Source organism: Nocardia sp. NPDC047038 (genome assembly GCF_040644075.1).
Taxonomy (GTDB): Bacteria; Actinomycetota; Actinomycetes; order Mycobacteriales; family Mycobacteriaceae; genus Nocardia; species Nocardia sichangensis.
The window spans coordinates 473,810-488,520 of record NZ_JBEYVQ010000001.1 but is presented as its reverse complement, the minus strand read 5'-3'; the positions used below and the strand labels follow the sequence as shown (position 1 = coordinate 488,520).

Below are 14,711 nucleotides of genomic sequence, written 5' to 3'. Positions count from 1 at the left end.
TCTCCGACCTTCGACGTCGAGGTGAACCGCTCTATTGGAGCGCTCCAACTATGTAACGCAGGTCATAGCGTGTCAAGAGTCGTCAGCGCGTCGCCAAAACGCAATTACCAGGCGATATTCGACTGTGAGCGCCTCGCCCGAACCGATACGCCACTCGTGAAGTCCGATTAGAGCGCTCTATTGATCAGCCCGCGCGGAGCTTGTATCGTCCGAGCCGAAAAGGCCTGCGAACGCGGAACGGAGGCGTCATGGCACGACCGACCATGGAAGATGTCGCCGCCCGCGCCGGCGTCTCCCGCGCCCTCGTCTCGCTGGTCATGCGCAACTCCCCGAAGGTCAGCGAGCACCGTCGCCGCGCCGTGCTCGACGCGGCGAAAGACCTCGGCTACCAACCGCACATCATGGCGCGCTCGCTGGCCAGCCGGACCTCCAACATCGTCGGCGTCATGGTCTCCGACCTGCGCAACGCCTTCTTCGCCGACGTCGTCGAAGGGATGGACGCCGCCGCCCAGGCCGCCGGCCTCGAACTGATCCTCAACACCGGCAGACGCACCGCCGCCCGCGAGCGCACCGCGCTGGAGAGCCTGCTCTCCTTCCGTCCCGGGGGCATCATCCTGCTGTCGCCGATCCTGCCCGCCGCCGCCATTCGCGCAGCGGCGCAGCAGGCTCCGCTGGTGCTGGTATCCCGCACGTCCACCGTCACCGAGATCGACACGGTCAACGACAACGGCGAGGTCGGCACCGGATTGGCCGTCGACCACCTGGTCATGCTCGGACATCGGCGCATCGTGCACCTCGACGGCGGCGGCGCTTTCACGTCGGCCCCACGCCGCAAGGGTTACCGCGCCGCCATGCAGCGCCACGGCCTGGAACCGATGGTCGTGCCGAGCGAGCACACCGACTCCGCGGGCATGGCCGCGGTGCGCAAACTGCTGAACCTGTTCTCCCACGACAACTTCCCCACCGCGCTGGTCTGCGGCAACGACTTCAACGCCGTGGGGGCGATGTCCGCGCTGGAGGAAGCGGGCCTGCGGGTGCCAGAGGACGTCTCGGTGGTCGGCTACGACAACACCTCGCTTGCCGCGCTGCGTCACGTCGCGCTGACCACCATCGACCAGCCCCGCACCCAGATGGGCCGCCTGGCGATCGACGCGCTCACCGAACGACTCCGCGACGGCCGCACCACCCCGGCCCGCCGCCGGGTGGAACCGTCACTCGTCGTCCGCTCCACCACAGCCGCCCCACGCTGAACCACCGGCGCCCGCCAACACACGTCGCGTCCATATATAAGGAGAGCCGATGTCACCCCACCGACCCGTCACGCTGGGCCTCGCCGGAACCGGCCGCATCGGGACCTCGCACGCCGAGACCCTGAAGAAACTCCCGAACGTCGCCACCGTCGTGGTCGCCGACGCCGACGCCGACCGCGCCCGCACCACCGCCGCCGTCCTCGGCGTCGAATTCGCCCCCGACCTCGACACCCTCTTCGCCGCCGACCTCGACGGCCTGATCATCGCCACCGCCACCGACTCCCACCCCGAACTCATCATCCGCGCTGTGGACGCGGGGATTCCCGTCTTCTGCGAGAAGCCCGTAGCGACCGACATCACCGGGACCCTCGCCGTCATCGATCACCTCCGCGACTCCTCGGTGCCCGTCCAGATCGGCTTCCAACGGCGGTTCGACGCCGGTTATCGCGCCGCACGCGAAGCGATTCGGAACGGAAGCCTCGGCTGGCTGCACACGCTGAGGGCCACAACCCTCGACCCGGCTCCGCCGCCCGCCGACTACATTCCCCGCTCCGGCGGCATCTTCCGCGACTGCGGAGTTCATGACTTCGACATCATTCGGTGGGTGACGGGGCGGGAGATCGTCGAGGTGTATGCGCTCGGGGCGAACCGAGGCGCGGCGATTTTCGCCGAAGCGGACGACGTCGACACGGCGGCGGTGTTGCTGCGGCTCGATGATGGTGCTTTGGCCACCGTTTCGCTGACCCGGTACAACGGGGCGGGGTACGACGTTCGGCTGGAAGCGTTGGGTTCCAAAGGGAATGCGGTTGTCGGGCTGGACGACCGCGCACCCCTGACTTCCGTCGAGCCCGACCACAGTCCCTCGCCCTATCCTCCCTATGGGGGGTTCATGGAACGGTTCCGTCCGGCGTATGCCGACGAACTGGCGGCGTTCATCGAGGTTGCGACCGGGCGGCTCGACAATCCCTGCGCCGTGACCGATGCACTAGAAGCGTTCTACATCGCCGAGGCGTGCGAGCTTTCCCGGAGCGAAGAGCGGGCAGTCAAGCTAGCTGAGATGCGGAACCGGGCGTGGAAAAGTGATCAACATCAGCCCGACATCGCTCGGTCTTAAGGCGTGGAGTACCGGTACCACGCCACATAACAAGCATGACGCAGTACGAATCCTCACCCACTCAGCCAGTGGAACCGTACGCGTCGAAGCAACCTGCTCTCTTATCATGAGAGCAGAGCCAGACTAGTCAGGAGCCTCGCACAAGCGAAGTAACTCAGCGGCTTACGATTCCTGACCCAATGACGGCTGATCAGTAGCCAACTCAAGGCGCTCAGTCAACTGCCGCTTTTCGTTGGGACTTAGCTGCCGAGCTTGGTCATACAGGACATCGAGCCTGGATCGCGATCTTCTGCCGCTCCGCATCCACCGCAACATCGTTTCCTTCTCTGCGCGCTTGAGTCGCCTGATCTGTGCATATACCTCGTCGAAGGTTACCGGGAGTCCCGCTTCCTCGCGCATGGGCTCGTTGCACCGCTGGCATTCAACTTGGAGGTTATCTATATCGTCACTGCCGCCGAATTTTTGGGGTATGCGGTGCCCAATTGTTATAGCGGCCATTTCGGTAGGCGCAGCCGGGTATGGCTCCCCGCTGGCGACACCACAGATTACGCACCGGCGGCCATCGCGATCAAACACTGTACGTTGCACTGCAGGGCTGATGCGGCTGGAGAACTTCGGACGAGGTCCGGCACCCGGGTGCCATCCCTTAACTCCGACCCTATACTCATCGGTACGCAATTCCGCATCTTCCTGGGAAGACGGCAGTAACCAACCAAGTGCGCGTAATTCACGCAAGCGTCGATTAAAATGCTCTTGGTAGTTCGGCGCGTTATCTGTACCGACAGCTTCGCGAAGTTCACGAATAGTAAAGCGATCGCCGACCCGCTTGTTGAAGTAGAGCCAGGCCGCGATCTTGTTCACTGCACCATAGGGCCGTTTCGTGCCAGGATAGAAGGGGAGGGTCCACCAGAGCTGGCCATCCAAGGCGTACGCCTCCGCCGGGTAGTCCTGCGCTGTCATGCGGCGACCAGCTTACCGTCGCGAATGTCCATACAGGCAAGGTCGGCGTGGAAGTTCACCGATAGGCTAGCGAAGAACATGTGAGACAGACACCTCTCCAGTGCACATGTTTCGGATATGGCGATTACGCAGGGGACTGCGGCTCAGACCTGCACTCGTCGACTAAGAATAATTCTATCCCGCGACCGCCGTATGCGTCCCCGCAAAGATAACTTCTTCAAATCGACCAGGGAAAAGCGCAGCAGTCCGATATAGCACAAATAGCTCATCTGGCGTTTCATCGAGGGCATAGGTCGCGTAGTCCTGATGCACTAGCTGATTCCTAAGACGACCCAGTCGCATGAACGAGAAGTGCTGGTTCTCAAATTCGATGTCACTTTTAATCTTCTCTTCAAACAATCTGGAGCAGTCCGGTCCGAAGCTGCTAAAGAATGACTTCGCCTTTCCTGCATTCCAGTCAAATAGTTGGTGATATCCTCTATCCATCACTCGATTCTTGACGAACATGCCAAGTTCATCACGGCCATGCTCACAGAACATTGACCCAATGACTTTTTTGACCTGATTCTCCAGACTACTCGCCGCCGCCACTAGGATGACTTTGTGGTAGGTGCGGTTCAGCGCAGCCAAACCTGAAGGGCTGCGGTCCTTGAGGTCTTCCACCAGACCCCGATAGTCCTCGTAGAGGGATGCAACCGGGCCAGTCGCGTCCTGATCGACTGTCGCCGTGATCATCTGATTGCCTCGATTTCCTCCTCAGCGAGTCTTACCCGATTCCGAATATTCGCCGGTTTGGTCGACCCTTCCTGTAGGGTTTTCGCAAAATCGCCACCAGCCTTAACGCGAGCAACCGAATCCGTTACGCGCTTCGGGTCCAGCAGCGGCTTTCCGCTGCGGACCCATGCCGCAAAGAAGCTCTCAAATAGAACTCCGCTGAACTTTCCTCCCCGCGAGAAAGTATCTTCAGCTTGACCAGAAAATATAGCAAAGAACGCACGGAGGTCCGAGACTGCATCATCGGCTTGCTCGGGCGAGAATTTCTTTACTTCTTCGCAGAAACCGTTGACGAAAGCCGCCATTGAACCACTGAACTTATCAAGCTTGCGAGCCAAAGCCAGACTACGAAGCAGAAACTCCGTATCCCTCATTCGAGGATCCGGGCTCGTCTGGCCAACGAGCTTCCTCCATTCAGGTTGAAGATTCAGTTCCAGTACGGAATTTATCAAGTAGGAGTGATACAGACTGGCACGAATCTCCTGCGGAGATAGGTTTACTCCACCCGTGTTGAGGCGACTGAATATCTCATAGATGGCGGAATCTCCTGATGGGCTCATTTGCTTCACAACGATATTCCTGATCGTGCGGAGATCCAGAACTATCCGATCGTCTTTCAGGGTTTTGTATGAAAGGCCATGGTATCTGTTCTGCTGACCAGAGGCCGACTTGGGAAGCGTGAGCTTGAAGTCCGTGAAGTAAGTATCGTCATGCAGGAACTCTTCGTCAATCACGCCCGAACTGAGGCTGGGCCGAAGCTCACCTCTGATCTTAGGAAGCGGAAAACGACCTTTAGCGAAGAAGAATAGAGTAAGCAGGCGCTGCTGACCGTCAATTACAATAAAATTGTTACGGCTTTCCTCATACAGAAACACTTGCGGGACCGGGAGCCCGATCATCAGTGATTCGATTAGTTTCGATGCACGCTTCTGATCCCAGACGAAATTTCGCTGAAAAGCGGGTATCTTCAAGGCTCCGGATTCTATAAAGTTCACAATTGTTGTGAAATTCCAGTCATTCGGAGAGGACACGATATCGTACTCAATTACTGAGAGATCTTCCTGTTCCTGCGACGCGTCGTCGAGCCAAGAAGCTCGCTCGTTACGGGGCGGCAGCACTACAGCCTGACCGCTGGAGTTGGTCTCCATCCCGCCGCCGTCTCCCTCGTCGTAGTCACCTTCCATACGGCCAGCCCCTTCCACACGATAGTCTCCAACCACTCCCGCTGGCGCATCGTATCCGACTGCGGCACAGCAAAGCCCAATTTCAATCTGCTTGGCCACAGCGCATCTCCCGCTCGACCCGGTGCGGTGCAGGGATTAGGGAGTGGCTTGGCGTACGTTCTTCGTACTCACGGCTGCCAGGCCGGGCAACCGGCCGACCTGAATGCCGGGCGCCAAGCCTGGCCGCGCTCCTCCGCAGCGAACCGCCTGCCGTCTCGCCGTTCCGACATGACCGAGCCGCGCCGCCACTCAAACAGATATCGCTGGGCTACCAGGAGAACGGTGAAGCCCTCTGGCGCGAGGAGCCCTCTAGGTACGTGGGCACCAGCCGCGCAGGCGACACTCACCCGACGCTGTGACGGGCCAACCACCGACGAACACGGCAGCCTGGGCGGCGGCCCACCCTCCACGTGCAGAGGCACAACCTAAGACGGGGCCAAAGGCAACGGCATCTCACTTCAAGATAGATTGCGCAGCGTGACGAGTCTGTTTGATTCACGTCCTTTGCCCGATCATGCCCTTGAAGAAGTGGCTGCTGAGATTAGGCGACTGGATCCCGACGGCAGCAGGTGGGCTGATGTGTTTCGCCACACCTATGACATGATCTATAACGGAGCGGAAACCGGTCGATATCACTGGTCACAATTGATGAAGACGGAGAAAACTCACTTTGGTACTCTATTTGAGATAAATGCACAGCGGGCGTTTAAATTCAAAGGAGGCGACACCACAGACTATCGAATTGCTGGCCACCAGGTGGACGCAAAGTGGAGTCAAAACGATGGCGGCTGGATGCTGCCGCCTGAAGTCTTCGATGAAATTGCCCTAGTTGCAACTGCTAGTGATTGTGAAGCTAAATTCTCGCTCGGGCTAGTCCGAGCCAAGTCCGAGTATCGCAGGATCGGCGCGAATCGTGACATGAAGAGCGGGTTGAATGCAGCAGGGCGCGCTGCTGTTGTCTGGTTGTGGCGCGATGCACCGATGCCTGCGAATATCTTACTGCAACTCCCCGAGCATGTGGTCGAACATATATTTGACAGCCGTTACGGTACGCAACGAGTGAATAGACTGTTTCGCGCTACTGAAGGCCGGTTAGTTCATAGGAATACCGTACGGACTGTGGCCAGGCAACTCGACGATCAGAAACGTGTGCGCAAAAATGGCGGGGCACGAAGTGCTCTTAAGCCCGAAGGAATCATCATACTGAGCAGCTATCATGCACACATCGCTCAGCGCTTAGGAGTGCCAGTGCCGGACAGCAAGCACTATATTGCGGTACGTGTCTCTCCTGGGAGTGAAACTGATCCAATAATTGGCGGCGCTCACTGGAGGCGCGCTACGCCTGACGAGGTAGCCCATATCGCACCGGATCTGCCCGAACCAGGCGTGCGCGAAGAATGACTGGCCCGTCGGGTGCGGCGCTTCTCGCCGCACCCGTAGGTCACTTTCTCCTCAGCTGATCCGCGACCGGTTCTTTCTAAAACTTTCGTGCCGCGAATGGTTATCCTGACCCGTGAAAGCACGGAACCCGCCGAGCCTGTACGAAACGAGGCCGTTAAGCTCTTTTTCTTCTATCTCGAAGTCGTGGCTGAGCCTATCAATGTGGCGCGCTATCTCCAGTTCATTTAGATAGTCTTCCACTTTGTTGGCAATGTCCGCCACAGTCATATACTCGCCACTGTCACGTAGCGCTCGGTAAATAGGGTCCACGGCGGAGATTTTCGCACGATCTCTAAGAGTAGCAGATTTGCCCTTTGATTTTTTTAGAGCCTTGGCGATCGCCAACCCAAGCGCTTTGGCCACCGGCGGCGGAAATGCATTTCCGATTTGCCGATACTTCGCAGTTTTGCGTCCCTCAAACTTCCAACTGAACTCACCATCGTTCCAGCCCTGGAGGCGGGCAACCATCTCCGGAGTAAGTTTCGGCCCTATGGCAGTTATCGACCGATCGTTTCGAGAGTAAGGCTTGTCGTCATCGTGCAAGCCATAGCCATCTATACCCATTTCCTTCCAAGCTAATTTTGCACGCGTTGGCCCAAGGTCTGCTCCCCCATGTTTCTTAGATCCACCGACTATAGTGGGGGCTACCTTATCGGCTAGCTTCACCCATTTTTCCAAGGTGTCGTCGTCCTCGAACACGTTCTTACATTTCATCATCTCACGCAGCGTTGCGCCGACTTTTGGCTTATTTGGATTTTCCTCGGGCCATTCGAAGAACTTAAGGCAATGATGCTCCATGGCGATAAGAACAAAGCGCGGACGCAGCTGCGGAACACCGTAGTCGGATGCTTGTATTTCTTTCCATACTGCGGAATAGCCAAAATCATGAAGCCTATCCAGAACATGCTGTCGATACCCGGCAAACCGCGGCATGGCAAGACCGCGCACATTTTCTAGCAAAAGCGCTCGAGGTCGCATTATCCCAACTTGCTCGACCGCCCACGCGAATAAGTCTCGTTCGTCTTTTGCACCGAGCTGCTTTCCGGCGACCGAGAACGGGGGACACGGAACTCCACCGGCGAGCAAGTCGATTGCATATTTCTGTGGCGTCGGTGCATAGTCCGCAGGGTCCCAAACAGAAGTATCGGCGACGTCGCCCTGCCGAATGTCCCATTCTGGACGGTTCATTCTGAGCGTCTTGACCGCAGTGTCATCGAGCTCGATTGCCAATTCATGCGCGAAACCAGCGCGCTCAAGTCCGAGGGCCTGACCGCCGGCGCCGGCGCAGATCTCAATGACACGAAGTTCTGTCACAGCGATGCCTTTCGATGTCGTGGCCGGCGGCGTCCGGGCCAATCGTGAGGTGTATCTTTCCGTAGGGCATCCTTCCTCGTACAGCCGGAGTGGATATGACTGAGAGCAAGGCGGAGATTGCCCGGCGGACGGCGCACGAGCAAGGCCTTTATCCGGCTCCGCTCGATGCTGGCCGCTCTCGCAACATGCAGGCGAACCGGCGAGCCGACACCAAGCCCGAGGTGACGCTTCGTCGCGCCTTGCATCGACGTGGGTACCGCTATCGCAAAGACCTTCGCCTGGAGGTCGGCTCCGTGAAGGTCCGCCCAGACATCGTGTTCACCGCCCGCAAAGTCGCCGTGTTTGTGGACGGGTGCTTCTGGCATGTCTGTCCTGTACACGGTCGGCAGCCCACTACGAACGAGTGGTACTGGGCGCCTAAGCTTCGTCGCAACGTCGAACGTGACCGCGCTGCGGACGCTGCCTTGACCGGTGCAGGGTGGAAGGTTGTTCGTCTCTGGGAGCACGAAGAACTTGAGGCTGCTGTGCAGGCCGTAGTTGGCGCTCTCGAAGACGGGCTCGAACATGCGAGCGATCTTAGAGCGAGGGGCTGACAATGGAACCGACCGCCCGGCGCGTCCGGCGAATGTAGCTTGTGAAGCCGACCAAGATCGGTCGTAGAGTCAGCGTCAAGCGCGGTCACGCCCGTGAAGACGACCACCTCAAGACTGATCGTCGGCGTGGTGCAGGAGGTTGCGTTGTCTCGCACTTGGAGGACCCACCTTGTCTTGAAGGCAAGCTCACGGGCTTCATCAATTACTACGGGAATCTTTGGCAATTTAGGAGTGCCCGTACCAGAACGTCCATCCGTGACACCTCATCTGCGGCCGCGGCACCTTCGACAACTGGGTCGAGGATAGGCGCAGCATACAGCCGTCCGGTGTCGGGCCCGGCGACACTGCGCGCACTGATGATCAACTCGTACAGCACGACGGCGCATACTCGGATCCGCTCAGCATCGCTGAGTGTGCGAGAAGTAGTCGTTTCCGCCGCTTTGCCGAGCGAAGCTAGCACGTCGATGAGTACGTCGATCTCAGCCTCTGCTCGAGCGTCATACTTCATGACTGCAACCGCCAGTCGTCCAACGTAATCGGCTCGGTCAGACAGAGTTCGGCGTTTTCGCTATGGAAGGGTGTGCGGTCGTCGACCACACGAATGCCGGTCCACGGGCACCGACCGCGGGCCGCACCGGCCGTGGCGACATGTGGCGCAATCCGGCCTGTGACGAGCGGCACAACGACATCAGTGCAGTTCTTCGACGGACAGCGCACCGCCAGAAGTTCACCAGTCACTTGATCGGCCTTCGTCACGCCACAATGCGTCGCGGTGATCCATGGTTCGCATTCCGGGCCGCACCGTTGCGCGTCATCGGGCATGGCGCACCAGGCCCCTCCGCTTGCTCGCCTGCGCGACACTTTCCCGAATCGCATCTACAACAGCGCGTCCGGACGGCCGAAACGGATCACTCGGCGGCTGTACCCACGCACGGAACAGGCCAGGTCGCTGGCCCGGGCCAGGCAGAGCGATGATTCCTCCGCCACGAATGATGGATACCTGCAAGCGCGACATCTCCGCGAACAGCCCCATCCCGTCCGGTAGATCCGAACCTGTCAGGAATGTCCACCGCTGCGAACGCGGATGAGTCAGAATCGGGCCGATCTCCGGACCGTGGCACCGCATCCGCGCCTTGACCTCAGAACCAAGGAACGCTGGCATCATCAACCCGCATACGACGCCGGTGCGGATCACAATCCGGCCCGTGTGCGGCGGATCTACCTCAGCGGGTAGGCCACACACATTCCGGTAGAAGTGGCACACCGACAACGGCGTGTCCTTGATGTCGTTCGGCGAACTCATTCGGGTGTCCCTCCGCCTGGTTCAACGTGGCATGCACCCGCCGCCGGGGAGTCGGTGAAGGTCCAATTTCAACCCGGCGGCGGGGCTGCTTCCAGCTTCGCCAGGTCAGGCATGCGATCCCAGTCACAGGACTCGCACAGAAGTAATACGATTGCGCCAGCATGCTTTTGCAGGGGCAATAGGGGGTGAGCATGATCGTCAGCAAGTGGACAAAGGTAGAGGTCAAAGCACTTCGCTTGGCTGCCCTGCGGATGACGCAGGAGCAGTTCGCCGAGAAGGTGGGCTTCACGACGGCGACAATTCGGAAGTGGGAGCGCGCAACCCACGCAAAGCCGGTGCGGAATGAGTCGGCTGAAGCGTTGGACACCGAGCTCGCTCGTCTCACTGATGAGCAGCGTGCCCGTTTCCGCGCCGAGATCAACTCCGTACACGAGGCCACGGTGCCGCTGGTTCACCAGCGCTTCGTCGGCATAGCGAGCGATAGCCTGGTCAGGGATGGTCGCGATAGCGCGCCGGAAGTCGAGGACATTGTGAAGCGACGTGAATTCGGAATGCTACTAGGTGCCGCCTACTTCGCGGCAGGTGGTGATCGAGCTCCAGCTCGAATCGGGATCGCCGACGCGCAAAGGCTCGACACGCTTGCGGCCGAGTTCGGGCGGCGCGAGCAAGTCATTGGTGGTGCGGCCCTTGTGAGCGACGCCGTTCAAGGACTCGAGGCAGCTAAGCACCTCTTGGATACCTGTGCGTTCTCCGAACAGGCGGGCCGCGCATTCATGAGTGCCGCAGGAGAGCTTGCGACGATCGCGGGTTGGCTGTCCTACGACGCCGATAGGTATCCACTCGCCCGCAGCTGCTACGCCGACGCGTTCGCGCTGGCCAGCCAAGCCGGCGATGACCAACTGACCGTGCATGTCTGCCTCAACGCCGCGCAGATGGCGCTGTCGCGGCAACGCACAGGCGAAGCGAATCCGCACCGTGCCCTGGCTCTCGCCGCCCGCGCTCGGGCGCTCACACGCGGTCACGCACCGGGGCGAGTCCATGCCCTGATCGCGACACGCGAAGCGCAAGCATACGGAGTCCTGGGCGACCGCACCGCGTTCGGAAAAGCCATGGCCACCGCTTGGCGGGAGCTTGATTTCGCGCTCGACCATGAGTCACGGGAGGACTGCCCACAGTGGTTGCGGTTCGTCAATGCCACCGAGATCAGAAGCCATGAAGCCCGCGGCTTCAGCCACTTGGGCGATCACGCGAAGTCGGCAGACCTGTGCTCCGGGCTGGCTGTGGACAAGACCAGTGCGCGTAACTCTGCGAACTATCGAGCAGGCTTCGCGGCGGCGCTCGCTGATCTAGGCGAGATCGACACTGCTGCAGAAGAGGGCATGTCGGTTCTCGCCGACTTGGAGAACTCCGTGTCGTCCACCCGCACGCTGCGCCTGCTCGAACCAGTTCGAGCAGCGGCAGAAGGCCGGGCCGAGGAATTTTCGACACGATTCGACGAGCTGGCGGAAAGGACAATCACCGTATGACCTCCGAAGATTCCACGTTGTCTGTCTTGATCTTTCAGCGCTACACCGCCGCGCAGGCACGCGAACTCCGCGACGACGTCGTGCGCATCTTCCGTGACTCCTACGTTGACGCGATCGAGTCCGGTGAGGAGTTCGAATCGCCCGAAGCGTTCATGCACCGTTTCGACGCCTACACCGACCCCGCCCGCGCCGGTGCCTTCGAGCTGGTGATCGCCCGCCTCGACGGCGAACCCTGCGGCCAGGCATGGGGTTGGCCGCTCACTGCCAAGACCGCGTGGTGGGACGGACTGAAACTTGACGAGGGCGACCAAGCGTCCTTCACCGCCGAGAACGGCTCTCGCACATTCGCGTTCAGCGAGATCATGGTGCGCAAACAGTTCACGAGGAAGGGGATTGCGCGTGCCCTGCACGACGAGTTGCTCGAGGGTCGGCCGGAACAGCGCGCGACGCTGCTTGTCCGACCGGATAACCGCCGGGCGTATGACAACTATCGCCGCTGGGGGTGGTATCGCGTCGGCACACTGCGCCCGGATTGGCCCGATGCGCCGCGATTCGATGTTCTGATGCGCGATCTTCAACAGGCTCACGTGGACCAGAAAGGTGCTGCTGCCCGTTGAGGAAGAGCTGCGGCTCAGCGCTTCCATGCAGCGATTCGTGTCCGCCGTGGCCGAGCGGGGTCCGACTCACCCTGCCGGGACCGCGGCAATTCGCCGGTGGCGCACCCACCCGCGGACACCGATGGCCAGCGGTATCAGGACGGTGAGAAACCCTGACACAGGCTCGAATACGAGGCCGAACGCGGTGAGAACAGCGATTGCGCCGAGGATCGGCGCTGGTACGTAGCCGCGGGCGCGCTCCGTCTCGATCACGGCGATGCCGAAGCCGACGGCGGCGACGCCGAACGCGGTGAACCAGAAGGCGAGTTCGGTCTGCTCTCGACCGGTTGCCCAGATGACAACACCGAGCGCGGTATGCGCCGATCCGATGAATGCGAGTAGGCCGCCGGTCAGCGGAAGCGCAGTTTTTGAATCCATATTCTTAAACTCTGCCTTAGGCTGTCCCTCATGGCAAGACCCCGGCGATTCACCGATGACCAGGTTCTCGACGCCGCGCGCGACTTGCTCGCCGATCCGGCGACGACCCGGCCCACGATCGCCGCGATCAGCGCCGCCTCCGGCATCCACACCGGATCGATCTACGTGCGCTTCGCTTCCCGGGAAGAATTGCTCGCACGACTGTGGCTGCGCTCGATCCGGCGCTTTCAGATCGGAGTCGTCGCCGCGCTGGAGGGAGCCGACCCGCTGCTCACCGCCGCGATGCACCTGCCGCGATACTGCCGCGAGCATCCCACCGAAGCTCGGGCGATGAAGATGTTCCGGCGGGAGGAACTGCTCGAAGTGGGCTCTGCCGAGTTGCGCGCCGACATCGCAGGAGTCAACGACCGAATGAACGACGCGCTACGCGTTGCCGTCGCGGCGGAATTCGGCGAGGCCGACGAGCATCGCATGGCGATCGCGGTGGCTGCCGTCAAGGCGATTCCCTACGGGCTCGTCCGCGAGTACATCGCGAACGCGGCGCCCATTCCGGAGTGGGTCGACGACGTCATCGCCACCGCCACGGCCGCCGTTGTGCACAAGTTGCGGCGGACGGACATTCATGTGGGCGGCGGCACCGGTGTTGGGTGAGCCGGGGTCTTATCGCCGTGGGCGCCAGATCGACCAAGCCCAGGTGTGACCGGCGGGCCGGAGCGGACTCTACGCAGGCAGCAACCGCGCGACGACCTCGGTCAACTGCTTGACGTTCCGGCACTCGTGCATCGTCACGCATTCCGCGTACACGTGGGCTGCGGAATCCCCCGTCGACCACGACCGAGACGGCTCGGGATTCAGCCAGTAGGTGTGCTTCGCCCGGTCGGCAATGGTCCGCACCGCAGCGAGATTCGGGTCCGTGCGGTTCGTGCGCCCGTCGCCGAGGATGAGAACGGACGTACGCGGACCGAGGGCATCGGCGTAGTTGTCGAGGAAGCCTTGGAAGGCTTCCCCGTAGTTGGAGCTGCCGAAGCGCGCGACCTTGGTGGAGCGGATGATTCGGGCGGCGGTGCCGGGGGTCGGGGGTTCGCCGGGGGTGAAGAAGTGGGTGATCTCGTCGCAGGTGTCGACGAAGCCGAAGCTGCGGACCTTGCTGAACTGGTCTTGCAGGGCCTGGATCAGCTGAAGGGTGAATTCGGCGAAGCCGGTGACCGAGCCGGAGATGTCGGCGAGGACGACCAGGTCGGGGCGGCCGTGTTTGCGGGCGCGCAGGACCGGGTCGATGGGGACGCCTCCGGTGGCCATCGAGCGGCGCAGGGTGCGGCGTAGGTCGATCTGGCCGCGCACGGCTTTGCGGCGGCGGACGGCGAGGCGGGTGGCGAGTTTGCGGGCCAAAGGGTGGACCAGGCGGCGCATTTCGGCGAGGTCCTGTTCGCGGGCGCCGAGGAAATCGATCTGGTCGGTGCTGGACTCGACGCCGCGGCGGGCGATGTACTCGGTGCCGCGCAGCTGTGCCGAGCGCAGGCGGGCCTCGGTTTGGACGGCGGTGCGGAAAGCGGCGAGGCGGCGGTTGGCCTCGATGGTGTGGACGGTGGTGTCGAGCTGGGAGGAGCCGTTCATGCCCGCCACGACGCGATCGATGAGTTCTTCCGGGCGTAGGGCTTTCATGGTCAGGTAAGAGGACCAGCCCGCGCCGGATGCGGTGGTGACCGGCGCGGTGGACTGCCCGGCGCCCGCGCCGCCGTAGCCGCCGAGTTCGGTCAGCGCCTGGCGGGCCAGTTCGGCGACCGACTCCGAATCATCCTGTGCCAGTGTGGCAACCAGACGATCACGCAGTGCTTCGATGGATTCGGGTGTCGACAGCTCGACCGGTCGCGGCTGCTGAGCGGTCAGGAAGTAGAGGTCGAAGAGTTGATCGAACACGGCGCGTTGACCATTGCGGCGCAGCAGGCAGGCGGCCATGCCGGAACGCAAGCGATTGCGATCACCGATTCCGAGGGCGATCATCGCCTCGGCCGCGTCGATGGTCTCGCTCGGTCCCGCGTTGATGCCGTGGTCACGCAGCAGCCCGACGAATTCGACGAGGCGATCGGTCATCGATCCGGTAGTCATCTCATCGGCGCGGCTTTCAGCGATGCTCATAACGCCCCTGCCCCGCAGTGGGCGCGACGACCGGCCTCGGACGA

Annotated in this window: 15 protein-coding genes; 7 read left to right on the top strand and 8 right to left on the bottom strand. The window is 61.3% G+C overall.

Annotated elements, in window-relative coordinates; genetic code table 11:
- Positions 1 to 248: 248 nt before the first annotated feature.
- Positions 249 to 1,250: a LacI family DNA-binding transcriptional regulator gene (locus tag ABZ824_RS02330; protein WP_356961208.1), complete on the top strand. Its 1,002-nt coding sequence runs from the start codon at positions 249 to 251 to the stop codon at positions 1,248 to 1,250.
- 49 nt (positions 1,251 to 1,299) lie between these two features.
- Positions 1,300 to 2,364, top strand: a complete 1,065-nt coding sequence (locus tag ABZ824_RS02325) for a Gfo/Idh/MocA family oxidoreductase (protein WP_356961207.1) — start codon at positions 1,300 to 1,302, stop codon at positions 2,362 to 2,364.
- Between the two features lie 162 nt (positions 2,365 to 2,526).
- Here the strand turns inward: ABZ824_RS02325 and ABZ824_RS02320 are convergent, their stop codons facing one another.
- The 3 genes from ABZ824_RS02320 to ABZ824_RS02310 all read right to left on the bottom strand — a co-directional run bounded on the left by ABZ824_RS02320 (position 2,527) and on the right by ABZ824_RS02310 (position 5,381).
- Positions 2,527 to 3,324 carry an HNH endonuclease gene (locus tag ABZ824_RS02320; RefSeq protein WP_356961206.1) on the bottom strand — a complete coding sequence of 266 codons (798 nt, stop codon included), beginning with the start codon at positions 3,322 to 3,324 and terminating at the stop codon, positions 2,527 to 2,529.
- 174 nt (positions 3,325 to 3,498) lie between these two features.
- On the bottom strand, positions 3,499 to 4,059 hold the full coding sequence (locus ABZ824_RS02315; protein WP_356961205.1) for a HEPN domain-containing protein: 561 nt from the start codon (positions 4,057 to 4,059) through the stop codon (positions 3,499 to 3,501).
- Positions 4,056 to 5,381: a DUF262 domain-containing protein gene (locus ABZ824_RS02310; RefSeq protein WP_356961203.1), complete on the bottom strand. Its 1,326-nt coding sequence runs from the start codon at positions 5,379 to 5,381 to the stop codon at positions 4,056 to 4,058. The genes ABZ824_RS02315 and ABZ824_RS02310 overlap by 4 nt, the downstream gene beginning before the upstream one ends.
- A 417-nt stretch (positions 5,382 to 5,798) precedes the next feature.
- Here ABZ824_RS02310 and ABZ824_RS02305 point away from each other — a divergent pair, with 417 nt between their 5' ends.
- The gene (locus tag ABZ824_RS02305) at positions 5,799 to 6,722 is read left to right on the top strand and encodes a NaeI family type II restriction endonuclease (protein WP_356961202.1); all 924 of its coding nucleotides are present in this window, start codon (positions 5,799 to 5,801) and stop codon (positions 6,720 to 6,722) included.
- Between the two features lie 51 nt (positions 6,723 to 6,773).
- On the opposite strand, the gene dcm is transcribed toward ABZ824_RS02305, so the two are convergent.
- Entirely contained in the window at positions 6,774 to 8,075 is a 1,302-nt protein-coding gene (dcm, locus tag ABZ824_RS02300; protein WP_356961200.1) for a DNA (cytosine-5-)-methyltransferase, read from the bottom strand.
- 95 nt (positions 8,076 to 8,170) lie between these two features.
- Between dcm and ABZ824_RS02295 the strand changes: the two genes are divergently transcribed.
- Complete coding sequence (locus tag ABZ824_RS02295; RefSeq protein WP_356961199.1) at positions 8,171 to 8,668, top strand: very short patch repair endonuclease; 498 nt, start codon at positions 8,171 to 8,173, stop codon at positions 8,666 to 8,668.
- Between the two features lie 504 nt (positions 8,669 to 9,172).
- On the opposite strand, the gene ABZ824_RS02290 is transcribed toward ABZ824_RS02295, so the two are convergent.
- Together ABZ824_RS02290 and ABZ824_RS02285 are read right to left on the bottom strand one after the other, a co-directional pair.
- Positions 9,173 to 9,424, bottom strand: a complete 252-nt coding sequence (locus ABZ824_RS02290; protein ID WP_356961198.1) for a hypothetical protein — start codon at positions 9,422 to 9,424, stop codon at positions 9,173 to 9,175.
- A 55-nt stretch (positions 9,425 to 9,479) separates the two neighbouring features.
- A complete protein-coding gene (locus tag ABZ824_RS02285; RefSeq protein ID WP_356961197.1) occupies positions 9,480 to 9,971 on the bottom strand; it encodes a DNA-directed RNA polymerase subunit beta in 492 nt (163 codons plus the stop codon).
- A 191-nt stretch (positions 9,972 to 10,162) separates the two neighbouring features.
- Here ABZ824_RS02285 and ABZ824_RS02280 point away from each other — a divergent pair, with 191 nt between their 5' ends.
- On the top strand, positions 10,163 to 11,497 hold the full coding sequence (locus ABZ824_RS02280) for a helix-turn-helix transcriptional regulator (RefSeq protein ID WP_356961196.1): 1,335 nt from the start codon (positions 10,163 to 10,165) through the stop codon (positions 11,495 to 11,497).
- The gene (locus tag ABZ824_RS02275) at positions 11,494 to 12,114 is read left to right on the top strand and encodes a GNAT family N-acetyltransferase (RefSeq protein ID WP_356961195.1); all 621 of its coding nucleotides are present in this window, start codon (positions 11,494 to 11,496) and stop codon (positions 12,112 to 12,114) included. The genes ABZ824_RS02280 and ABZ824_RS02275 overlap by 4 nt, the downstream gene beginning before the upstream one ends.
- A gap of 66 nt (positions 12,115 to 12,180) precedes the next feature.
- Here the strand turns inward: ABZ824_RS02275 and ABZ824_RS02270 are convergent, their stop codons facing one another.
- A complete protein-coding gene (locus ABZ824_RS02270) occupies positions 12,181 to 12,531 on the bottom strand; it encodes a DUF6463 family protein (RefSeq protein WP_356961194.1) in 351 nt (116 codons plus the stop codon).
- 30 nt (positions 12,532 to 12,561) lie between these two features.
- Here ABZ824_RS02270 and ABZ824_RS02265 point away from each other — a divergent pair, with 30 nt between their 5' ends.
- On the top strand, positions 12,562 to 13,182 hold the full coding sequence (locus ABZ824_RS02265) for a TetR/AcrR family transcriptional regulator (protein WP_356961192.1): 621 nt from the start codon (positions 12,562 to 12,564) through the stop codon (positions 13,180 to 13,182).
- A gap of 69 nt (positions 13,183 to 13,251) precedes the next feature.
- Here the strand turns inward: ABZ824_RS02265 and ABZ824_RS02260 are convergent, their stop codons facing one another.
- Positions 13,252 to 14,667, bottom strand: a complete 1,416-nt coding sequence (locus tag ABZ824_RS02260) for a VWA domain-containing protein (RefSeq protein WP_356961191.1) — start codon at positions 14,665 to 14,667, stop codon at positions 13,252 to 13,254.
- Positions 14,668 to 14,711: the final 44 nt, after the last annotated feature.